21 protein-coding genes are annotated in these 18,257 nt (G+C 36.6%); 18 read left to right on the plus strand and 3 right to left on the minus strand.

Annotated features, from left to right (window positions below):
• Positions 1–92 precede the first annotated feature (92 nt).
• Genes MHB48_RS01485 through MHB48_RS01510 form a run of 6 tightly spaced genes read left to right on the plus strand, consistent with a single transcriptional unit; the run spans position 93 to position 4,497 of the window.
• Entirely contained in the window at positions 93–878 is a 786-nt protein-coding gene (locus tag MHB48_RS01485; protein WP_340917167.1) for an energy-coupling factor transporter transmembrane component T, read from the plus strand.
• Entirely contained in the window at positions 875–1,723 is an 849-nt protein-coding gene (locus tag MHB48_RS01490) for an ABC transporter ATP-binding protein (RefSeq protein WP_342599826.1), read from the plus strand. Before MHB48_RS01485 ends, MHB48_RS01490 begins: the two co-directional genes overlap by 4 nt.
• Positions 1,724–2,527: an ABC transporter ATP-binding protein gene (locus MHB48_RS01495; protein WP_342599827.1), complete on the plus strand. Its 804-nt coding sequence runs from the start codon at positions 1,724–1,726 to the stop codon at positions 2,525–2,527.
• Between the two features lie 40 nt (positions 2,528–2,567).
• Positions 2,568–3,311 carry a BtpA/SgcQ family protein gene (locus tag MHB48_RS01500; RefSeq protein ID WP_342599828.1) on the plus strand — a complete coding sequence of 248 codons (744 nt, stop codon included), beginning with the start codon at positions 2,568–2,570 and terminating at the stop codon, positions 3,309–3,311.
• Positions 3,312–3,340: 29 nt separating this feature from the next.
• Positions 3,341–4,306, plus strand: a complete 966-nt coding sequence (locus tag MHB48_RS01505; RefSeq protein WP_342599829.1) for a carbohydrate kinase family protein — start codon at positions 3,341–3,343, stop codon at positions 4,304–4,306.
• 26 nt (positions 4,307–4,332) lie between these two features.
• Positions 4,333–4,497 (plus strand): hypothetical protein, encoded by a 165-nt coding sequence (locus MHB48_RS01510; RefSeq protein ID WP_342599830.1) that lies wholly within the window; start codon positions 4,333–4,335, stop codon positions 4,495–4,497.
• Between the two features lie 162 nt (positions 4,498–4,659).
• On the opposite strand, the gene MHB48_RS01515 is transcribed toward MHB48_RS01510, so the two are convergent.
• The gene (locus MHB48_RS01515; protein WP_342599831.1) at positions 4,660–5,208 is read right to left on the minus strand and encodes a winged helix DNA-binding protein; all 549 of its coding nucleotides are present in this window, start codon (positions 5,206–5,208) and stop codon (positions 4,660–4,662) included.
• A 386-nt stretch (positions 5,209–5,594) separates the two neighbouring features.
• Between MHB48_RS01515 and ugpC the strand changes: the two genes are divergently transcribed.
• The 8 genes from ugpC to MHB48_RS01555 all read left to right on the plus strand — a co-directional run bounded on the left by ugpC (position 5,595) and on the right by MHB48_RS01555 (position 13,671).
• Positions 5,595–6,683, plus strand: a complete 1,089-nt coding sequence (gene ugpC / locus MHB48_RS01520) for a sn-glycerol-3-phosphate ABC transporter ATP-binding protein UgpC (RefSeq protein WP_342599832.1) — start codon at positions 5,595–5,597, stop codon at positions 6,681–6,683.
• The gene (locus MHB48_RS01525) at positions 6,680–7,834 is read left to right on the plus strand and encodes an alkaline phosphatase family protein (protein ID WP_342599833.1); all 1,155 of its coding nucleotides are present in this window, start codon (positions 6,680–6,682) and stop codon (positions 7,832–7,834) included. Before ugpC ends, MHB48_RS01525 begins: the two co-directional genes overlap by 4 nt.
• On the plus strand, positions 7,835–8,722 hold the full coding sequence (locus tag MHB48_RS01530; RefSeq protein ID WP_342599834.1) for a sugar ABC transporter permease: 888 nt from the start codon (positions 7,835–7,837) through the stop codon (positions 8,720–8,722).
• A 12-nt stretch (positions 8,723–8,734) separates the two neighbouring features.
• Complete coding sequence (locus tag MHB48_RS01535; protein ID WP_342599835.1) at positions 8,735–9,556, plus strand: carbohydrate ABC transporter permease; 822 nt, start codon at positions 8,735–8,737, stop codon at positions 9,554–9,556.
• Between the two features lie 95 nt (positions 9,557–9,651).
• On the plus strand, positions 9,652–10,968 hold the full coding sequence (locus MHB48_RS01540; RefSeq protein ID WP_342599836.1) for an ABC transporter substrate-binding protein: 1,317 nt from the start codon (positions 9,652–9,654) through the stop codon (positions 10,966–10,968).
• A gap of 75 nt (positions 10,969–11,043) precedes the next feature.
• Positions 11,044–11,778, plus strand: a complete 735-nt coding sequence (locus MHB48_RS01545; protein WP_342599837.1) for an HAD hydrolase-like protein — start codon at positions 11,044–11,046, stop codon at positions 11,776–11,778.
• Entirely contained in the window at positions 11,778–12,707 is a 930-nt protein-coding gene (locus MHB48_RS01550; RefSeq protein WP_342599838.1) for a TIM barrel protein, read from the plus strand. The genes MHB48_RS01545 and MHB48_RS01550 overlap by 1 nt, the downstream gene beginning before the upstream one ends.
• A 25-nt stretch (positions 12,708–12,732) precedes the next feature.
• Positions 12,733–13,671, plus strand: a complete 939-nt coding sequence (locus MHB48_RS01555) for an NAD(P)-dependent oxidoreductase (RefSeq protein ID WP_342599839.1) — start codon at positions 12,733–12,735, stop codon at positions 13,669–13,671.
• Positions 13,672–14,066: 395 nt separating this feature from the next.
• On the opposite strand, the gene MHB48_RS01560 is transcribed toward MHB48_RS01555, so the two are convergent.
• Positions 14,067–14,885, minus strand: coding sequence for a purine-nucleoside phosphorylase (locus MHB48_RS01560; RefSeq protein ID WP_342599840.1), 819 nt, complete (start codon positions 14,883–14,885; stop codon positions 14,067–14,069).
• A 364-nt stretch (positions 14,886–15,249) separates the two neighbouring features.
• On the minus strand, positions 15,250–15,372 hold the full coding sequence (locus MHB48_RS01565) for a hypothetical protein (protein ID WP_340917187.1): 123 nt from the start codon (positions 15,370–15,372) through the stop codon (positions 15,250–15,252).
• A gap of 399 nt (positions 15,373–15,771) precedes the next feature.
• Between MHB48_RS01565 and queF the strand changes: the two genes are divergently transcribed.
• The 4 genes from queF (at position 15,772) to queE (ending at position 18,253) form a co-directional block, all read left to right on the plus strand.
• Positions 15,772–16,272 carry a preQ(1) synthase gene (gene queF, locus MHB48_RS01570; protein WP_342599841.1) on the plus strand — a complete coding sequence of 167 codons (501 nt, stop codon included), beginning with the start codon at positions 15,772–15,774 and terminating at the stop codon, positions 16,270–16,272.
• 123 nt (positions 16,273–16,395) lie between these two features.
• Complete coding sequence (queC, locus tag MHB48_RS01575) at positions 16,396–17,055, plus strand: 7-cyano-7-deazaguanine synthase QueC (RefSeq protein WP_342599842.1); 660 nt, start codon at positions 16,396–16,398, stop codon at positions 17,053–17,055.
• 3 nt (positions 17,056–17,058) lie between these two features.
• Complete coding sequence (queD, locus tag MHB48_RS01580) at positions 17,059–17,532, plus strand: 6-carboxytetrahydropterin synthase QueD (RefSeq protein WP_342599843.1); 474 nt, start codon at positions 17,059–17,061, stop codon at positions 17,530–17,532.
• Complete coding sequence (queE, locus tag MHB48_RS01585) at positions 17,525–18,253, plus strand: 7-carboxy-7-deazaguanine synthase QueE (RefSeq protein WP_342599844.1); 729 nt, start codon at positions 17,525–17,527, stop codon at positions 18,251–18,253. The genes queD and queE overlap by 8 nt, the downstream gene beginning before the upstream one ends.
• The last annotated feature ends 4 nt before the right edge of the window (positions 18,254–18,257 follow it).

Below are 18,257 nucleotides of genomic sequence, written 5' to 3' on the forward strand. Positions count from 1 at the left end.
CCCCCATGTAGCGTATTTCTGCATGTGGGGAAATTTTTTTTACATAATTTGAATGATAGAACTACCACCACTTTTGAAGAGGAGACATGTACATGGATTATGCATTTATCGATTCGTTTAGAAAAGCACAAGTACAAAATAATTGGTTTTTAGATCTTAATCCACTAAGTAAGTTAAATATTATCCTCATTTTAGCGATTATCCCGATTGTCGCTAAGAGTTGGATAGTTAGTGTAGCGGTTATCCTTTTTTATTTTATTCTCGCAACAGCGTCCAGTCGTATCAAACAGTTCTCAAAAGTCTATATTCGGCTTGGACTTCTAATTGGTTCGTTACTCTTCATAATGAGGGCGATGTTCATACCCGGAGAAGATGTACTGATGAAATTCGGCTTTCTAACAATTACGCAAGAAGGCGTGGACCACGGAATACAGTTTGCTACATTAGTTGTGGCAATTTGCGGAGCGCTTGTATTTTATAGTGTTGCGACGCAAGCGAAAGACTTAATGCTTGCCCTAGAAAAAAAGGGTGTCTCTCCTACGGCTACCTACGTTATTCTTTCTTCGCTCCAGTCCATTATTGACCTTGGAAGCATGTCGAAGCTAATTATGGAATCACAGAAAGCGAGGGGAATCGAGACGGAGGGAAAAGCCATTAATCGCATCAAAGCTTTTTTCCCGATACTAGGACCATTGTTTTTAGGGGCTATCTCCAATTCAGAAGAAAAGGCGATTGCAATGGATGCAAGAGCATTTTATGCACCCGCAAAAAATACGCATTTACGCGAATTACGGCCGGTTCCTCTGTCTGAGAAAATAATTTTGCTTATCGTCAATCTTGCTTTTATAGGATTTATCGTATGGAGGGTTGTTGGATGAACTGTATTTCACTTAAAAATGTATCCTATAAGTATCCCTATACAGAAGAATTCGCTCTCCAAGAGCTGAATTATGCGTTTGAAACAGGGAAATGCTACGGTATTATTGGAGCCAACGGAAGTGGAAAAACAACATTTTGTAATTTACTTAGAGGGATGATTCCTCATTTTTTTGAAGGTGATCTTACGGGTGATGTTTTGATTGAAGGGAAAGATGTTCGCAATTGGGATAGTAATTTATTATCCACCAAAATAGGATATATATTTCAAAATCCGTTTACGCAGATCAGTGGCATTAAAGACACTGTCTTTGAAGAAATTGCGCTAGGCCTTGAAAATCTAGGTGTGGAAAAAGAAGAGTTGATCGATAGAGTCATCGAAGTTGTGAAGCTTTTAAAACTGGAACAACTTATCAAGAAAAACCCGAATAATCTTTCAGGTGGTCAAAAACAACGCGTTGCATTTGCATCCATTATTGCCATGAATAACGATATCCTTGTGATCGATGAACCGACTTCACAGCTCGATCCGGAGAGTACTGCTGAGATTTTTGCGATTATCAATTTGTTAAAGGAACAAGGGAAAACTATTTTTCTAGTTGAACATAAAGTGGATTTGATAGCGGAATACTCGGATGAGGTTATCGTGTTAAAAGATGGTCGGATTGCCTTAAGCGGTTCAACGCTAGATGTGCTTTCCAATATAGAGCTTCTTCAGATGGGTGTTATGCTTCCTCAAGCAGCTATGCTTAGTTACGACATGCAAAAGGCGGATGAAGCTTTCGATACAATCGCGATAACGAAATCCCAGGTAATAGAACAGATCAAACAAAGGGTAGGTGTGTAAATGGAAGCGATTGAGTTAAAGAATGTTTCGTTTGCTTACCCTGATGGACATGTAGCTAACGAAGAGCTAAATTTGATCATAAGAAAAGGGGAAAGAGTAGCAATTGTAGGACAGAATGGAGCGGGAAAGACGACAGCGGTGAAGTTAATGAATGGGTTAAACAAACCTACGAGCGGTGATGTGCTCATTAATGGCGTGAATACCAAAGCGCAAACCACGGCCCAAACTTCCGCCTATGTTGGCTACGTTTTTCAAAATCCAGATGATCAGATTTTTAATAGTAATGTGCAAAAAGAAATTGAATACATGCTTCATTATTTAAAACTAGGTGCACAGGAAATCGAGCGGCGTGTAAGTAGAGCAGTTGAATTGACTGGGATCAAAGGCTATTTAAATATGAATCCATTCGATGTGCCCTATTCGATCAGGAAATTTGTAACTATAGCCATGGTGTTGGCCTTAGAAACTCCATATATCATCCTTGATGAACCAACTGCAGGACAAGATTTACATGGTATTCAAACACTCACAAACTTGTTAGATAGATTACAGGAAGAGGGTAAATGTGTCATTACAATTACTCATGATATGGAGTTTGTAGCAGATAATTTTACACGTGTGATAACCATGGCAAATAAAAGGATTATTGCAGATGATTCGGCACGGAATACATTTTGGTCTACAGAAATCTTAAAGGAGGCCAGGCTTAAAAAGCCTCAAATTGGAGAGATTTCTGAAGAACTCGGCATGGAAGGGAATATCATCTACCGACATGAACTGGTGGAACTACTAAACAAGAAATAATGAATACATAAACACAAAAAAATGGTATGAGGTGAAGGGATTGCGTATTCAAACAGAGGATTTTCTAAGCTTATTTAATGTGAACAAACCTATATTGGCAATGATTCATTTGAAAGGTGAAAGCAATGAAGAAAAGGTTGAAATTGCTAAACTGGAAATCGATCAATTGATTGACAATGGCGTTGACGCTGTAATCATTGAAAATTATTTCGGTCCCCCTGAAGTGGTGGAAGAAGTGTTGAACTATCTATATTCAGAACGAAAAAACATCATTTATGGTGTCAATGTTCTTGATAATGATAAGAAAGCGTTTGAACTTGCTGTTAAATACGATGTGAAATTCATTCAGTTGGATTCGGTTGCAGGACATCTGCACCTAGATGAAGATCGTGAGTTTGATGAATGGATTATGGATGCACGCAAACAAACGAATGCCTTTGTACTTGGTGGCGTCAGATTTAAATATCAACCTTATTTGTCAGGAAGAACGTTAGAAGAGGATTTAACAATTGGGATGACTAGATGCGACGCAATCGTTGTGACAGGCGAGGGGACAGGTCTAGAAACAGATATTACGAAAATCAAGGAATTTAGAAGGATTATGGGGAATGACTTTCAGCTTGTTATTGGTGCGGGTCTAACTGCAGATAACTTTAAAGAGCAACTTGAAGTAGCGGATGCTGCAATTGTAGGAAGCTATTTGAAGGACACATTTAAGGATGATGGAAATGTTAGTGTTGAAAACGTGCGTCATTTTATGACTCAAATAAAGAACGTACGATAGGCTTTTCCTATCGGTAAGGAGGGGTACACATGAAGAGTGATTATTCTTTTTTTGTTGGAGACATTGCGTTAGACCAATATTATAGGTCTCCGTATTGGCCTGGGATTCGTGAAAAAGTCCTTGTGGAGACGTTAGACGCTTACGTCGGCGGAATGATAGCGAATGCAGCAAGTGTCTATGCAGCTTTTAATGAAAACATTTACTATCTTGCTTTGCTTAATAGTGGAAGTATTACACAAATTCTCTGTAAGGATTTACAAGATAGAGGAATAGATACACGGTATATTCTCTATGATGATTCGCTGCCAGATGCGAAGAATATGATTATATTAGCAGAAGATGACCATACATTATTTATCCCGACATTGGGCATTACTCATTTTGAAATAACGAATGAAATTATCGATGCAATGTGTAAGGCAAAATACGTATATACATGTATTTCAGAAATCAGACCTTTACGATGTGGAGATATGGACGCACTCGATATTATTAAGAAAGTCAGAGCAAGTGGTGCGAAAATGGTCTATGATTTGGATGTCGCTCATTTAGAAGCAGGTGACGAATTATTTATTGAAGAGATGGACATTGTATTTTTCAACACGATTGGTTTTGACACCTATCGAAAAGAGAAAACAGCTGAACAAGCTGTTGCCCAATTATTTGAATTTGGAACGGAAATCGTAGTCGTTACACATGCAGAAGACGGGTGTGTTGTATATACAAAGGATGAGCAGATTCAAGTTCCAGGAATCCCAGTTGAAGTTGTTGATGTAACTGGAGCAGGAGATACATTTTGCAGTTCGTTTATCCATGCCCTAAATAAAAGTGATAATTTAACACTTGTAGCCCGTTATGCAAACGCTGCTGCTGCTCGAGCAGTAACTGTCATGGGTCCTCGTGGAGGAGTGGCTTCAAACGAGGAGATTATCGACTTTATGAAAGAGCAGAATGTTCTCCTAGACAATACGTTCGACTGTTTCATGTCTAAATGACATAAATAACGGGGAGAGGGTAAGGTATGAAAATCATTGCACAACCTGTTTCATCAATTGATTTCTCGGAATATGGAAAGTACTACAATATGAGTAATCAACCACATAATGTTATACGTTCGGAAGGCGATGGATGGAAAGATAGTATGACGGATGCACCTCTTATTAACTCAGAGGGGTTTTGGGTTTAAATTAAATAGGATGCTCTTTGTAAAGCCTCAAACAGTTAGGGATGTGAGTTCCACTCTCTAACTATTTGAGGCTTTATGTATTTCAAAAAGTTTTGTAAAAAAATGATGAAAATCTTTTATTAAACCTTCTCTAAAATGTATCAGCTATCTTGTCGATAAAACCTATTTCTGATCTGGAAATCCATTGTCCATCAGATTGTTTACAAACTGCTGAAGCCAAGTATAATATTCGACACCGTGTCGCAGCTTATTGAGGTCTCGAAGTAATTCCTGCCTCTCTTCATCACTGAGGTCTTTCGAAAGTACGATCTCCGAAAGTTCGGGAAGCACCTCGTTAATTGCCCCGAGCATGACATCGATTTCTCTCTGTAGCTTCATTGTAAAAAAGACACGGAATGTTTGGAAAAAATCAGTCTCTGCCACATATAGATCCTTTCGGTCCTTTTTTTCCTCTAGTTTTGTGACCATTCTAGATTCAAGCAGTGAACGGATAGCATAGCTCATGTTGCTCTTGCTCATGTTCATATATTCTTTCATATCCTCAAGTGTCATCGGTTTATCTTCGAAAAACATGAAGCCATAAAGTTTCCCGAATGAATAATTGGCTCCGTATAGATCCATCGTTTGCGCAATGGCATCAATGATATGATTTCTTAATTCTGCGATGCGTAGAGACATCTCTTTCTCAGTTTGTGTAGTTGTCTTATTCATGATACTCTCCTATCCTTTATACAATTCTACGAGGCTACTTAACAAAGAATTTACCTAAGGTTAATACTTAGTTCACATTAAGATTTTATATTGAGTGTACAATATTTTTTGTACGCAAACGTGTTGCAAATCAATAATACCAAATATAAAATGCGAAATAAACATAAAATTAAAAATATTGTAAAATTTACAAATGAAAAAAAGATAAATCGAGGATGTGTAGATTAGCTGCCAGAATTTTGCTAAGGATTATTTGTTTTTACTTTTGTATATCGGCTTCCTTAGGTGTTTAAGATGTGGCTTCAAAAGTCCAGTTAAAGTAATCGTTGTCGTGTAGCTGGAACAATGACGCCAACTATAAGAATTTGATGAGGAGATTTTTTAAGATGTCAACTATTACGTTAAAGTCATTGTCGAAACAATATACGAATGAAAAAAAAACACTAGATGATATAAGTCTGGATATTAAAGATAAAGAGTTCTTAGTGTTGCTTGGTCCATCTGGATGTGGTAAATCCACTTTGCTGAGAATGATTGCTGGAATTGAAGATATTACACAAGGTGATGTATACATTGGTGATGTTTGTGTAAACGAAGTGGAACCGAAGGACCGAGGAGTAGCGATGGTTTTTCAAAATTATGCTCTTTATCCACATATGACTGTATTTGAAAATATGGCTTATGGTTTGAAAATAAAGAAGGTCAAAAAGATTGAAAGAGAAAGACGGATCAATAATGCGGCAGAGATATTGCAAATTACTTCATTATTGAAACGTTTTCCTAGCCAATTGTCAGGAGGCCAAAAGCAGCGTGTTGCAATAGGAAGAGCTATTGTAAAAGAACCGAAAGTTTTTTTGATGGACGAGCCGTTATCTAATTTAGATGCAAAGTTAAGAAATGAAATGAGAATTGAAATTAAAAAGCTTCATGAGCGCTTGAACTCCACTTTTATTTATGTAACGCATGATCAGGTGGAAGCTGTTACTCTAGGCGATCGAATCGCGATTATGGCAGAAGGGGAATTTAGGCAAATAGGTACTCCTATGGAAATAATAAACTGCCCTGTAGATATGTTCGTAGCTAACTTTATCAGTTCACCTCCCATCAATTATTTAGATGCTACTCTAGTACATCAAAATCAACAAGTTCATGTCGATATTGACGGGGTTTTATTGGAGACAGACCTGCCATTAGAAACGATTAAAGATAATCCAAATGTTGTAGCAGGAATTAGACCCGAGCATTGTTACATTACAGAAGAAGAGCATAATGCACTAAAAATGGAGGTCTTGTTTACAGAAATTATAGGTACTGATGTGTTAATACACTTAAAATATAAGACACTCAATTTCCTTGTGAAAGAAAGCTTTACTCAAACCTATGAAAAAGGTCAAAAGTTAAATGTGAAAATGAAAGCGAACAATCTTAACATGTTTGACAAAAATACTCAAAAAAATTTAAGGAGATTCCAATGAATGTTCTTATTTCAATAGATGGTTTAAGTTATAAAATTTTTGAGCGTTATTCACAGCAATTCATTAGTAATGGATTTTCGTATATCAAGAAAATCATCACAACGTTTCCTTCGGTTACATTTAATGCTCATGCTACAGCAATAACCGGGAACAATCATCATAAACATAGTGTGTTTGATAATATTTTATCTCGTTCCGAAACAATAGAAAGAATCCCGTTGTATGACGATCATGAAATCATTTGTAATGAAGCTTTACATAGACAAACATTATTTCACTCACTTTCTATGAATAACTTGAAGAGTAGTTCTATCCATTGGCCGCTAACGTCTGGTAACCCATATATTAATCATTTAGTTACTGAATCAAGTAGTAAAAAAAAGATTCAAAAACCTGATTCTGTATACGAGATTGATAGAATCGCATTGCATGAAACGATGCAGTCGATTGAATCGAATTCTTATCCTTTTATAGCTACAAGGTTCATTGGTTATGATGCCCTGTCCCATAAATACGGAAAGGACTCTTTAGAGGCAACTGAACATGTACAAATTTTATTTGAATATGTTAATCAAATTTATAACATGTTAGAAAAATCCCAAAAATCATACAACCTGCTTGTATTTTCAGATCATGGTCAAAGTGATGTTGAAACGTTCTTTTATCCAAATGAAGTATTGGCACAAACTCGTTGGAAGAAGCATTTGTTTGAGCAGGAAATAAGATTTATTACCGATGGAAGCGGCTCATTGTTGTTTTACAGCTTGTTGGACCGCCAGCAAAACAGAGAAATTATGGACTATTTCAATGATTTGAATGAAGTGAATCATTTCTATGAGGTAGAAGCCGAGTCTAATTCACAGTTTAAACCTGTTGGCATCTTGGATTTAAAACACACGGTATGCGGTGAAGATATTTTCACTCCAGAAGAACCGAAATACAAGGAATTGAAAAGTTTACATGGGTATCACCCTACCGCGGTTGATGAAATGAATGGATTTATGGTATGCATTGGCGATCAAATCAACAAGGGAAAGATTATCGAACAAGAGCGAATAGAAAATATTGCACCTACTTTAGCCAAATTGTCTCAAATCCAGCACGATTGCAATGGTGAGGAAATTAATGACATCATTAGGGAGTTTGAATAAATGAGTGGATTAACTAGCAGAAGTATAAAAGATAACTTATGGTCGTTCGCCCTGTTACTGCCAATACTAATTCCATTAGTTGTTTTTTGGATATACCCTATGGTTAGTACTTTTCACATTAGTTTTACAGATTGGAACTACATTTCCCCCGAATTTAATTATGTGGGATTGGAAAATTATAAAGACTTTATAGGTGATTCATTTTTTATAAAAGTATTAATTAATACGCTGGTGTTTACTACCTTTACAGTAGTGCCGCCAATCATTCTAGGATTGTACGTGGCTATCCTATTGAGCAAAATAAAAGCACTTCGTACTTTCTTTGTTGCTACTATTTTCTCATCATGGATTACGCCAACTATCGTTGTTTCAATGGTATGGGTTAGTGTTTTCGATAAAGATACGGGAATCATTAATGCAATATTAGAAGTTGTAGGCATCGCACCGGTTGAGTGGTTGGGTGGACAAACTAGCTCCATGATTGTAGTAATCGTCGTAACTGTTTGGCGATATTTAGGTTTATCTATCTTGTTACTAACCTCTTCTTTGGCAAAGTTAGACCCTGAGGTGGAGAAAGCAAATGATTTGGATGGAGGCAAAGGATTAAGAAAATTAACGAAAATTACATTGCCGGCTATTTCTCCAATGCTTTTATTTTTGTTTATCTTATTTACTTTAGATTCGCTTAAAGCGTACGACCAAATTTACATTTTAACACAAGGCGGCCCTTCTGGTGCGACTTCCACGATCATGTACTATTTTTATGTGTTAGCTTTTGAATGGTATGAAACTGGACCAGCTTCTGCTTTGGCAATAATATTCCTTGTGATTTGTCTTCTGATCAGCTCTATAAATTATATTATATCCAAACTATTGTTTAATAAATGAGGTGGAGTTGTCTTGCCAAGAGTTAAGAAAGGCTTAAATTATTTAATACTATTTTTATTAGTGTTCATTATGATATTTCCGTATATTTGGATGTTTCTTGTTTCTATCAAACCTAAAAGCGAGCTTTACAGTGGAAATATTTTACCTTCAACTTTTCACTTTGAAAATTATCTAAGAGTATTTACTGAAACTAAGATGTTCCTTTTTTTAGGGAACAGTATTTATGTCAGCTTAATAATCATTGTGTTTCAGGTCTTATCAGCTATTTTAGCTGCTTATGTTTTTGCAATGATTAAGAAAAAATGGGTGCAATTTTGTTTTGTTATTATATTGGCAACGTACATGTTGCCAGCAGCTATAACCTACATTCCCTCATTCATCCTTATTTCAAAAATGAATTTGTTGGATACGCATTTAGGTTATATCTTGAGTGAATTTATCAGTATTTTTGCTATTTTCTTTTTGCGACAAACATTCGTTCAAGTTCCGAAAGAAGTGGTTTATGCAGCTAAATTGGATGGTGCTGGTCATTTAAGGCTAATATTCACAGTATTTATTCCTTATTCCAAAAATGCGATTGCATCATTAATACTGATTACTTTCATTTACAGTTACAACAACTATATGTGGCCTTCATTGTTAATCAAATCAGAGGATAACATGTTCGTAACAATTGGCTTGAGAAGATTGTTCATGAGTCAGGCTGGTTATGGTATGGATTTACCTTTAGCTATGGCTGCCTCGGCTGTTTCGTTGCTTCCAATGTTTATACTATTGGCAGTTTCAAATAAGAAAATTATTAATTCGATGTCTAGTCTTTATGTAAATAAATAAAAGGTGGTGATGAATGTTAACTATATCCTACTAATTGATAAGTTAGAAAAGTACTTAATAAAACAAAAGTAGCATATTTTCGGAGGGATCATATTGTGGAAAATCAGAACAAGACAATAAAAAAAATATTGATTTATTCTATGATTTTTATATTTATTTTGGCTGGAGTGATAGGGTGCTCGAATAGTACTACAACGGAAAAAGATACGTCCGAAAGTAATGAAAAAATTAAAATTGAATTTTACTATGGTCTTGGCGGCAAACTTGGAGATACGATGGGAAAAATAGTACAAGATTTTAATAATAGTAATGAACAATATGAAATCGTACCGATCATCCAAGGAGATTATGGCGAAACTTTACAAGCTTTGCAAGCTTCACTAGCAGCTAAAAAGCCGCCCGCTTTAGCAATTAATCGATACCCAGAATTTATGAAGTTGGCAAAAAATGATGTGTTGCTACCATTAGATGAAAATATCAATAACCCAGAATATAACAAAGAAGATTTTCTCCTTCTGGAGCAAGGAAAATATAATGATGCAATCTTAGGTGTCCCGGCATATATTGCGTCACCAATGATGTATTACAGAAAAGATATCTTTGAAAAATACAATATTGATTACGATTCTTTAGAAAACTTCGAACAATTAGCAGAAGCAGCAAAACTTATCAAGGAAAAAGAAGGAATTAGTGGATGGTCCATTATGTGGTATGCAGAACACATGATAGATTATGCTCGTTCAGCAGGTGGAGATATAGTTAGCGAAGATGGTAAGACCGTTACTATCGACTCGGAAGAATGGATTTATGCTTGGGACCAGATTAGAAAATGGATTCATGAGGATAAAATCATGGATACCGTATACGGTGGAAATGGATGGGAATGGTGGTATAAAACGATTGACAATATGATGAATGGGAAATCTGCAGGATATACGGGTTCTTCTGGTGATGGAGGAGATTTGGATTTCACTAAAGTTGCAACTGGAATGCAGAAAGGTTTTAAAGGAAGCGAGCCGAGACCTGTAGCTACTGCTGTCATGTTTAACTTATTCAAGGATACTCCTAAAGAACAACAACAGGGAGCTTGGGAGTTTGTGAAGTACTTTACAGAAGCAGAGCAAACAGCATACTGGGCCGTGGAAACTGGATATATCCCAGTGAGAGATAGTGCTGTGGATACGGAAGTCTATCAAAATAAGTTAAAAGAAAATCCATACTTATCGGTTCCATTGGAACAAGCAAAGACAAATGGCATTGCTCCTTTTGTAGATCCAACGGGTGGTAAAATTTACAATGAAATAGAATTGGCGAAAGATAAGGTATTAATTGAAAATATACCAGCAGCAGAAGCATTAAAAGAGGCGAAAATAAAAGCTCAAGAAGAGCTTGATAAAGCACTTAATCAGTAACTGTAATAACTAAAACTCTCTGTGTAGAGTCACAGAGAGTTCTATATTAAATTATGAGAATTGGAGAGATTAATAATGAAAGAAAATATTGCATTAGCTGTATTTGATCTAGCTGGAACATTGGTAGAGGATAATAATGGGGTAAGAGATTGTCTGCACAAAGCGGCTATTGAGTATGGGTTAAACGTAACTAAAGATGAAATTAGCACTCATATGGGAACGAACAAGATCCATTTATATCAATTTTTAATTGCGAGAGCAAATGGAAAAGAGATTGATTTCAAAAATTTCGAGGTAGATATTGACGATACAACACATGATGAAGCTGTAAAAATATATCATAAATATACAGAATACATGATTTCCTATTATAAAGAAAACTGTCGAGAAATTGAAGGTGCCACAGAAACCCTGAGATGGTGCAAGGAAAATGGAATAAAGGTAGCGACGGGAACAGGTTTTCATAAAGATATTAACAATGTAATTATGGAATCATTAGGTTGGGTAAAAGATGGTTTAATTGATTATGCAGTAGACCTTGATATGGTCCCAGAAGGTAAAGGACGACCTGCACCTTTTATGGTTTTTAAAGCTATGGAGTATTTAAATGTTCAAAACATCAGACAAGTTATTAAAATCGGTGATACACCAGCTGACATGCTCGAAGGATATAATGCAGGCTGTCGAGCGGTAATTGGCGTGACTCAAGGGTCGACTCCAATTGAAGTGTGGGGTAAGTATTGGCATACTCATGTTATAAGTACTGTGAAAGAACTGCCAGAGCTTATTGAGTCAGGTAAAATTGTGTAATGATTCCATACGAAAAAGCGGCAAGTATAGGCATTGTGTTACCTAAGTTATTTCCATTCTCTCAAAGCAAACCAGAAGAGATGATTTCAAGTCTTATTACTATACTGGAAGATCCTTTTTTTACGGCAGTTGAAGTCTCTTATATTGCTGATAAAGAGGCAAGAGAGATGGTTAAAAAATATTTAGATTATAGTTGTGTGGAAACCATTTTCAATGGTGGAGATGCTTTCAGAGAATTAAAGATTAATTTAAGTTCTTTAGATCCTGATATTAGAAAACAGTCTATTCTTCAGTGTCAAATGCTGGTTGACCATTGCTACGAGATGGGTGCAAAAATTATGCATATCGTCACAGGGAAATTTGAAGGAGAAGAAAGTAAACATCAGAATATAAATGCTTTTATTGATTCAACAATGAAGTTGTGTAAGTACGCTAAAGATAAAGCTGATGCATATGAGCTTAGCATCTCTCTAGAAATTGGCGATAGGCATGTTGACCGTAAATACTTGTTGGGCCCTACCCATGAGGCAGTAAACGTAGCAAGAATTATTCAAAGTGAATACAATAATTTTGGTCTCCTACTTGACCAAAGTCACCTTCCTATTATGGGAGAAGATCCGAATAAATCACTGTGGCTTGCCAAAGATTATCTAACTCACATCCATATAGGGAATAGTTACATTAAAAATAGAGACGTCAGTTATTTTGGTGATAAGCACATTCCATTTGGGGTTAAGGATTCTGAAGTTGGTGTTGTTGAGCTTACAAAGTTTATCACAACTTTGCATGATATAGATTTTTTTAAGAGTCCTAAACCTACAAGCAAGCCAGTAATTACATTTGAAGTCGGTTGTCTTGAAAATGAGTCACCAAAGCTAGTAATTGCAAATTTAAAACGTACTTTCTTTGAAGCTTGGGCAAATGCATAAACTGATTGCAAGGAGTGTTATATAAATGAATGTTGTAATTACAGGTTACTTTAACGATCAATCTAAACAGAGAGTTATTCAGTCGTTTCCGGAGGATTGGAAGATTCAAATCGTTGAACCTCAGCAAATCGATGAATTCATTGGTGAAGCCGATGTGTTAATTCCAGAACATATCGAAGTAAACGAATCCTTATTAAATAAAGCACATCATTTGAGATTTGTTCAAACGGGTGCAGGTTTTGATAATGTTGATATTGAAGCGTGTTCTAACAGGAAAATTTGGGTAAGTAATGCGGCTGGAGTAAATGCTAATGCAGTCGCTGAACATATTCTAGCTTTAATACTAAATCATTATAAAAATATTTCATATCTAGATCGATTTATGAAGAATAGAGAAGATGAAACGAAACTAGAGTATGTTGGCGGAGAGCTGTTTGGAAAAACAATAGGTACAATTGGCTTCGGTGCAATTGGTTCCAGAGTAGCTGAACTGGCAAAAGCTTTCAACATGAAAGTGCTCGCTTATGATACAAATAAAAATATTCAAAGTGATGACGTTGAATTGGTTGATTTAGATACATTGATTAAAAACTCTGACGTTATTACAATTAATATTTTCCTTGATGATTCTACAAGAAATTTAGTAGATAGTACATTTTTAAATAATATGAAAAACAATGCGTTGCTTGTGAATACAGCAAGAGGACCTATTGTATGTGAAGAAGATTTGATAAAAGCACTAAAAGATAATGTGATTGGTGGAGCTTGCCTTGATGTATTTACGGAGGAACCCTTGAGTTTGGATAGTGAGTTGAGAAAATTAGGAAATGTTGTATTGACTCCTCATACAGCTGGTATGCCTGATGGAACGAAATTTCATGAAAAAAGGTATCGTTTCTTTGTGCAAAATATATTGAGAATCCAACGTAATGAGACACCGATAAATAATTTAAATCAAGTATAGTAAATTTTGAGGAAACAAGCTGGAATCAGTATTATCTGACTCCAGCTTGTTTCAATAGATATTTTGTACATGTATTGTGAGAGTTTTGTCACCTGTTGCGATGCGGAAAGCGTACTGAAATTCGTAAAGAAATAGTTCTAAGTGGAGTTGGGACTGGTCGTCCTTCCATCAAAAACTACATAGTAGATCATCTGTACAAACCTTTTACTTTTCTTAGCTACACATTTTAAAAAATGTATTATCAAGGCTAAGGGAAGCGACGGTTAAAGATCAGTAACAGTACTACCAAAAAGAAATGAGCTCATGGAAGTAACCATCCATTTACATCAACTCTCGTTTCCCCGTTAAAGGAGTAGACGATGAGCAGTCCCAAACTCACAACTATAAGTTTTTACCTAAATCTTTTCTAAAACCCCTTTAATCAATCCAACAAATTTAGTTTTTACTTTACTCGCAACTTCGATGACTTCATCATGATTTAATGGCTGATCTAATATCCCGCATGCCATATTTGTTAAGCAAGAAATACCAAGTACCTTCATATTTCCGTGTGTGGCTACAATAGCTTCTGGTACTGTTGACATACCTACAGCGTCAGCTCCTAGTGTTCGAATCATACGAATTTCTGCTGGAGTTTCGTAGGCGGGGCCGCTCCACCAAGCATAGACTCCGTGCTGCAAAGGTATATTTTGTTCGGATGCTACTGTAGTGGCGATATTACGTAGCTCCTTGTTATATACTTGCGATAAATCAGGAAAGCGAGTTCCTAGCTCATCATTGTTTGGTCCCATTAATGGATTTGTCCCAACTAAATTAATATGGTCTGTAATGATCATTAAATCTCCGGGACTAAAGCTTGTATTAACAGCACCACAAGCGTTTGTAATAATCACATTCTCTATACCAAGTGCTTTCATTACACGTACTGGGAAGGTTACTTCATCCAAAGTAAACCCTTCATAATAATGAAAACGACCTTTCATCGCTGCTACAATCTTTCCATTTAATTCTCCTATAACAAGTTCGTTCGCATGACCAATTGCTTCAGACTTTGCAAAGTGAGGAATTTCACTATAAGGAATTTTGACCGGATTCTTAATTTCATCCGCAAGTGTTCCTAAGCCTGAGCCTAGAATCAGTCCAATCACAGGACGATCGTCTGTCTTATTCATAATGAAATCTCTAGTTTCTAAAATATCTTGGATGTTATGCATTAATATTTCCTCCTTGGATCGTTATCATTAAAGTTTAGTATTAAAAAAACTACACATGTAGTCTACATTTACTAGCAAAAATATAGCATGTTATCGTTAAAAGTTTAATGGAGGGAAGTATCATTGTAAAGGAAACTTCATAAATGTACTTATATTCCAAACAGTTTACTTGCAGTCTTGAATTTTTATAACACAGGGGCATAAGGGTATGTTTTTTGATCAAAAAAAGTAGCTTTTTATTACTTAGGAGAGGATGAGGGAGATGTTGGAGTAGAATGAATAAGTAGATATCTCTACCTGACACAAGTAGAAATATCTACTATTCTATGTTTCCAAGGTTCATTATTAATCTAAAATCTCCCCCCTATGCGACAATCGTTTGTAATAATAGTTTCAATAACTCTTCTAATGTTTCTGGTAATAGTTCTGGTAAATCTATTGGACTCTTCATTTCTATTCCTCCTTGAATCTCATATTCTATTACCAATATAGGCAATCTATTTCGATTTTATACATAAATTTAGAAGAAAATATTAAAAATGTTGATAATCTCTTAAAAAAGAGATTATCGATCTAAATTACTTTCATCAAAGTCCTAAACTCCCAAACTAATATCGGCATTTCCTACACATTTCTTCTAGTAATCTACATAAACGTTTATTTGACGTTTTACAAAGTATTCTATATTATGAATAGGTACCCGAATGATCGGGAGAGGTTCATAGCTGATACCCTCTATAAAAAACTATGGATACATGACTATTCGCCATGTCCATATTTGGACGTGGCTTTTTTTATGTTTTTTATCCTATTTGTTTTATAGAACAGTTGCAGATGCCTCTCTTGATAAAGTGTTGGGAAACATTTTATTAGGAGGTTTTTTTTTATGTCTAGCCGAAATCATGAAGAAAGTTTAAAAGATTTAACCCTGTTAGGGAATCAAGGTGTACAGTATGCATTTCAATATGCACCAGAGGTATTGGAGTCAGTGGATAATCTTCATTCCAATCGGGATTATTTTGTGAAGTTTAATTGTCCAGAGTTTACTAGTTTATGCCCGATTACGAATCAGCCTGATTTTGCAACTATGTACATCTCGTACGTACCGGATCAAAAAATAGTGGAGAGTAAATCACTAAAATTATATTTATTCAGTTTTAGAAATCACGGGGATTTCCATGAAGACTGCGTAAATATCATTATGAACGATTTAATTAAATTACTTGATCCAAGGTATATTGAGGTCTGGGGGAAATTCACTCCACGTGGAGGACTTTCCATTGATCCATGGTGTAACTATGGGAAGCCGGGCACGAAATACGAAGAGATGGCTCATTATCGTTTGATGAATCATGATCTTTATCCAGAAAAAATAGATAATCGATAAACGAGGAATTGAATAGTCAGTCATATGTAGGAAGAGGTTTTTAGCTACCCTCTTTAAAAAACTAAGGAGAAAACAGCATTCTTTCTTAAGATGCTGTTTTTTCATGATAAGGGAGTTTTACAGATGAAGCAGGAAAAAGCAATCATTGTATTTAGCGGAGGTCAAGACAGTACGACTTGTCTTTTCTGGGCAAAAGAACGTTTTGGAGAGATTGAGGCAGTGACTTTTGATTATGGTCAAAGGCATAGTCTTGAAATTGAATGTGCGAAGGAGATAGCCAAGGAACTCGGTATCAAGCATCACATACTAGATATGTCGCTCTTGAATCAGCTTGCTCCGAATGCATTGACACGAGAAGATATAGCGGTAGAAGACGGAGAAGAAGGTGAACTACCCTCGACTTTTGTGCCTGGCCGTAATTTGCTCTTTCTTTCCTTTGCCGGAGTTTTAGCAAGCCAAGTGGGAGCCAAGCATATCGTGACTGGCGTGTGTGAAACTGATTTCAGTGGATATCCCGATTGCCGAGATATTTTTGTAAAATCCTTAAACGTAACATTAAATTTATCCATGGACGATACCTTTCTGATCGATACACCGCTAATGTGGCTGAACAAGGCACAAACATGGGAGCTTGCTGATCAGCTCGGGGCGCTGGAGTTTGTTCGGGAAAAAACGTTGACCTGCTATAACGGAGTAATAGCAGATGGCTGTGGGGAATGTCCGGCGTGTAAGCTGCGACAAAAAGGGCTTGATGAGTATTTAAGCTTTCGGAAGGAGTCTTAAGGCATGCCTGAATTTAGAATTGTCGATAAGCTCCAAAAAATAGACGAAGATATTCAAAGGAGTCAATTGAACTATCATTCAAAGCGTGTTCTTGTGAGTAAGGAATTTACCTTTGATGCATCCCATCATTTACATCACTACGAGGGGAAATGTAAAAACCTGCATGGTCATACGTATCGTGCCGTATTAGGATTGAGTGGATATACGGATGAACGTGGTTTGATGATAGATTTTGGCGATATAAAAGAGATATGGAAACAAAAAATAGAGATTTATTTGGATCATCGTTATCTAAATGAAACCCTTCCACCGATGAATACGACGGCAGAGAACATCGTTGTCTGGATCTACGAAAAGTTGGTCGAAGCCTTGCTTGAGGAACAACGATATACCGGGGCGCGTGTAGAATTTATCAGGCTGTATGAAACTCCGACAAGCTATGCTGAAGCGAGACGGGAGTGGATGGAAGTTGAGTAAGGTGCCCGTTATGGAGATTTTTGGACCGACGATTCAAGGTGAGGGAATGGTAGTGGGCCAGAAGACGATGTTCGTGCGGACTGCAGGCTGTGACTATTCCTGTTCCTGGTGTGATTCATCGTTTACATGGGATGGCAGCGGCAAGCATCTTATTGTCCAAATGACAGCAGAAGAGATTTGGTCCGAGTTGAAACGTCTTGGAGGCAATGGTTTTTCATTTGTCACGATTTCGGGTGGCAATCCGGCACTCCTTCGAAATTTGGAAGCACTCATTGCAATATTAAAAGAAAATGAGATAAAAATCGGAGTGGAGACACAGGGAAGCAGGTGGCAGGAATGGCTGTATGATATCGATGAACTGACGATTTCACCAAAGCCTCCTAGTTCCGGAATGACTACAGACTTTTCTGTGCTAACTGATATCTTAGGGAAACTTAATAAACGAAACAGTGAGCAGCATATATCTCTCAAAATAGTTGTTTTTAATGAAGCGGATTATGATTATGCCAAGCAAGTTCACCTGAGGTACCCGACAATACCTTTTTATCTCCAGGTCGGTAATGACGATATCACGACGACGGACAATCTGCGGTTGATCACCCATTTATTAGAGAAGTACGAATCGTTGATCGACACGGTCATTGCGGATGAGGAATTAAGAGATGTCAAAGTACTGCCACAGCTGCATGCCCTCGTTTGGGGAAATAAAAGAGGCGTATAGTGGA

This window comes from Psychrobacillus sp. FSL H8-0483, from assembly GCF_038637725.1.
In the GTDB taxonomy this organism is placed as follows: Bacteria; Bacillota; Bacilli; order Bacillales_A; family Planococcaceae; genus Psychrobacillus.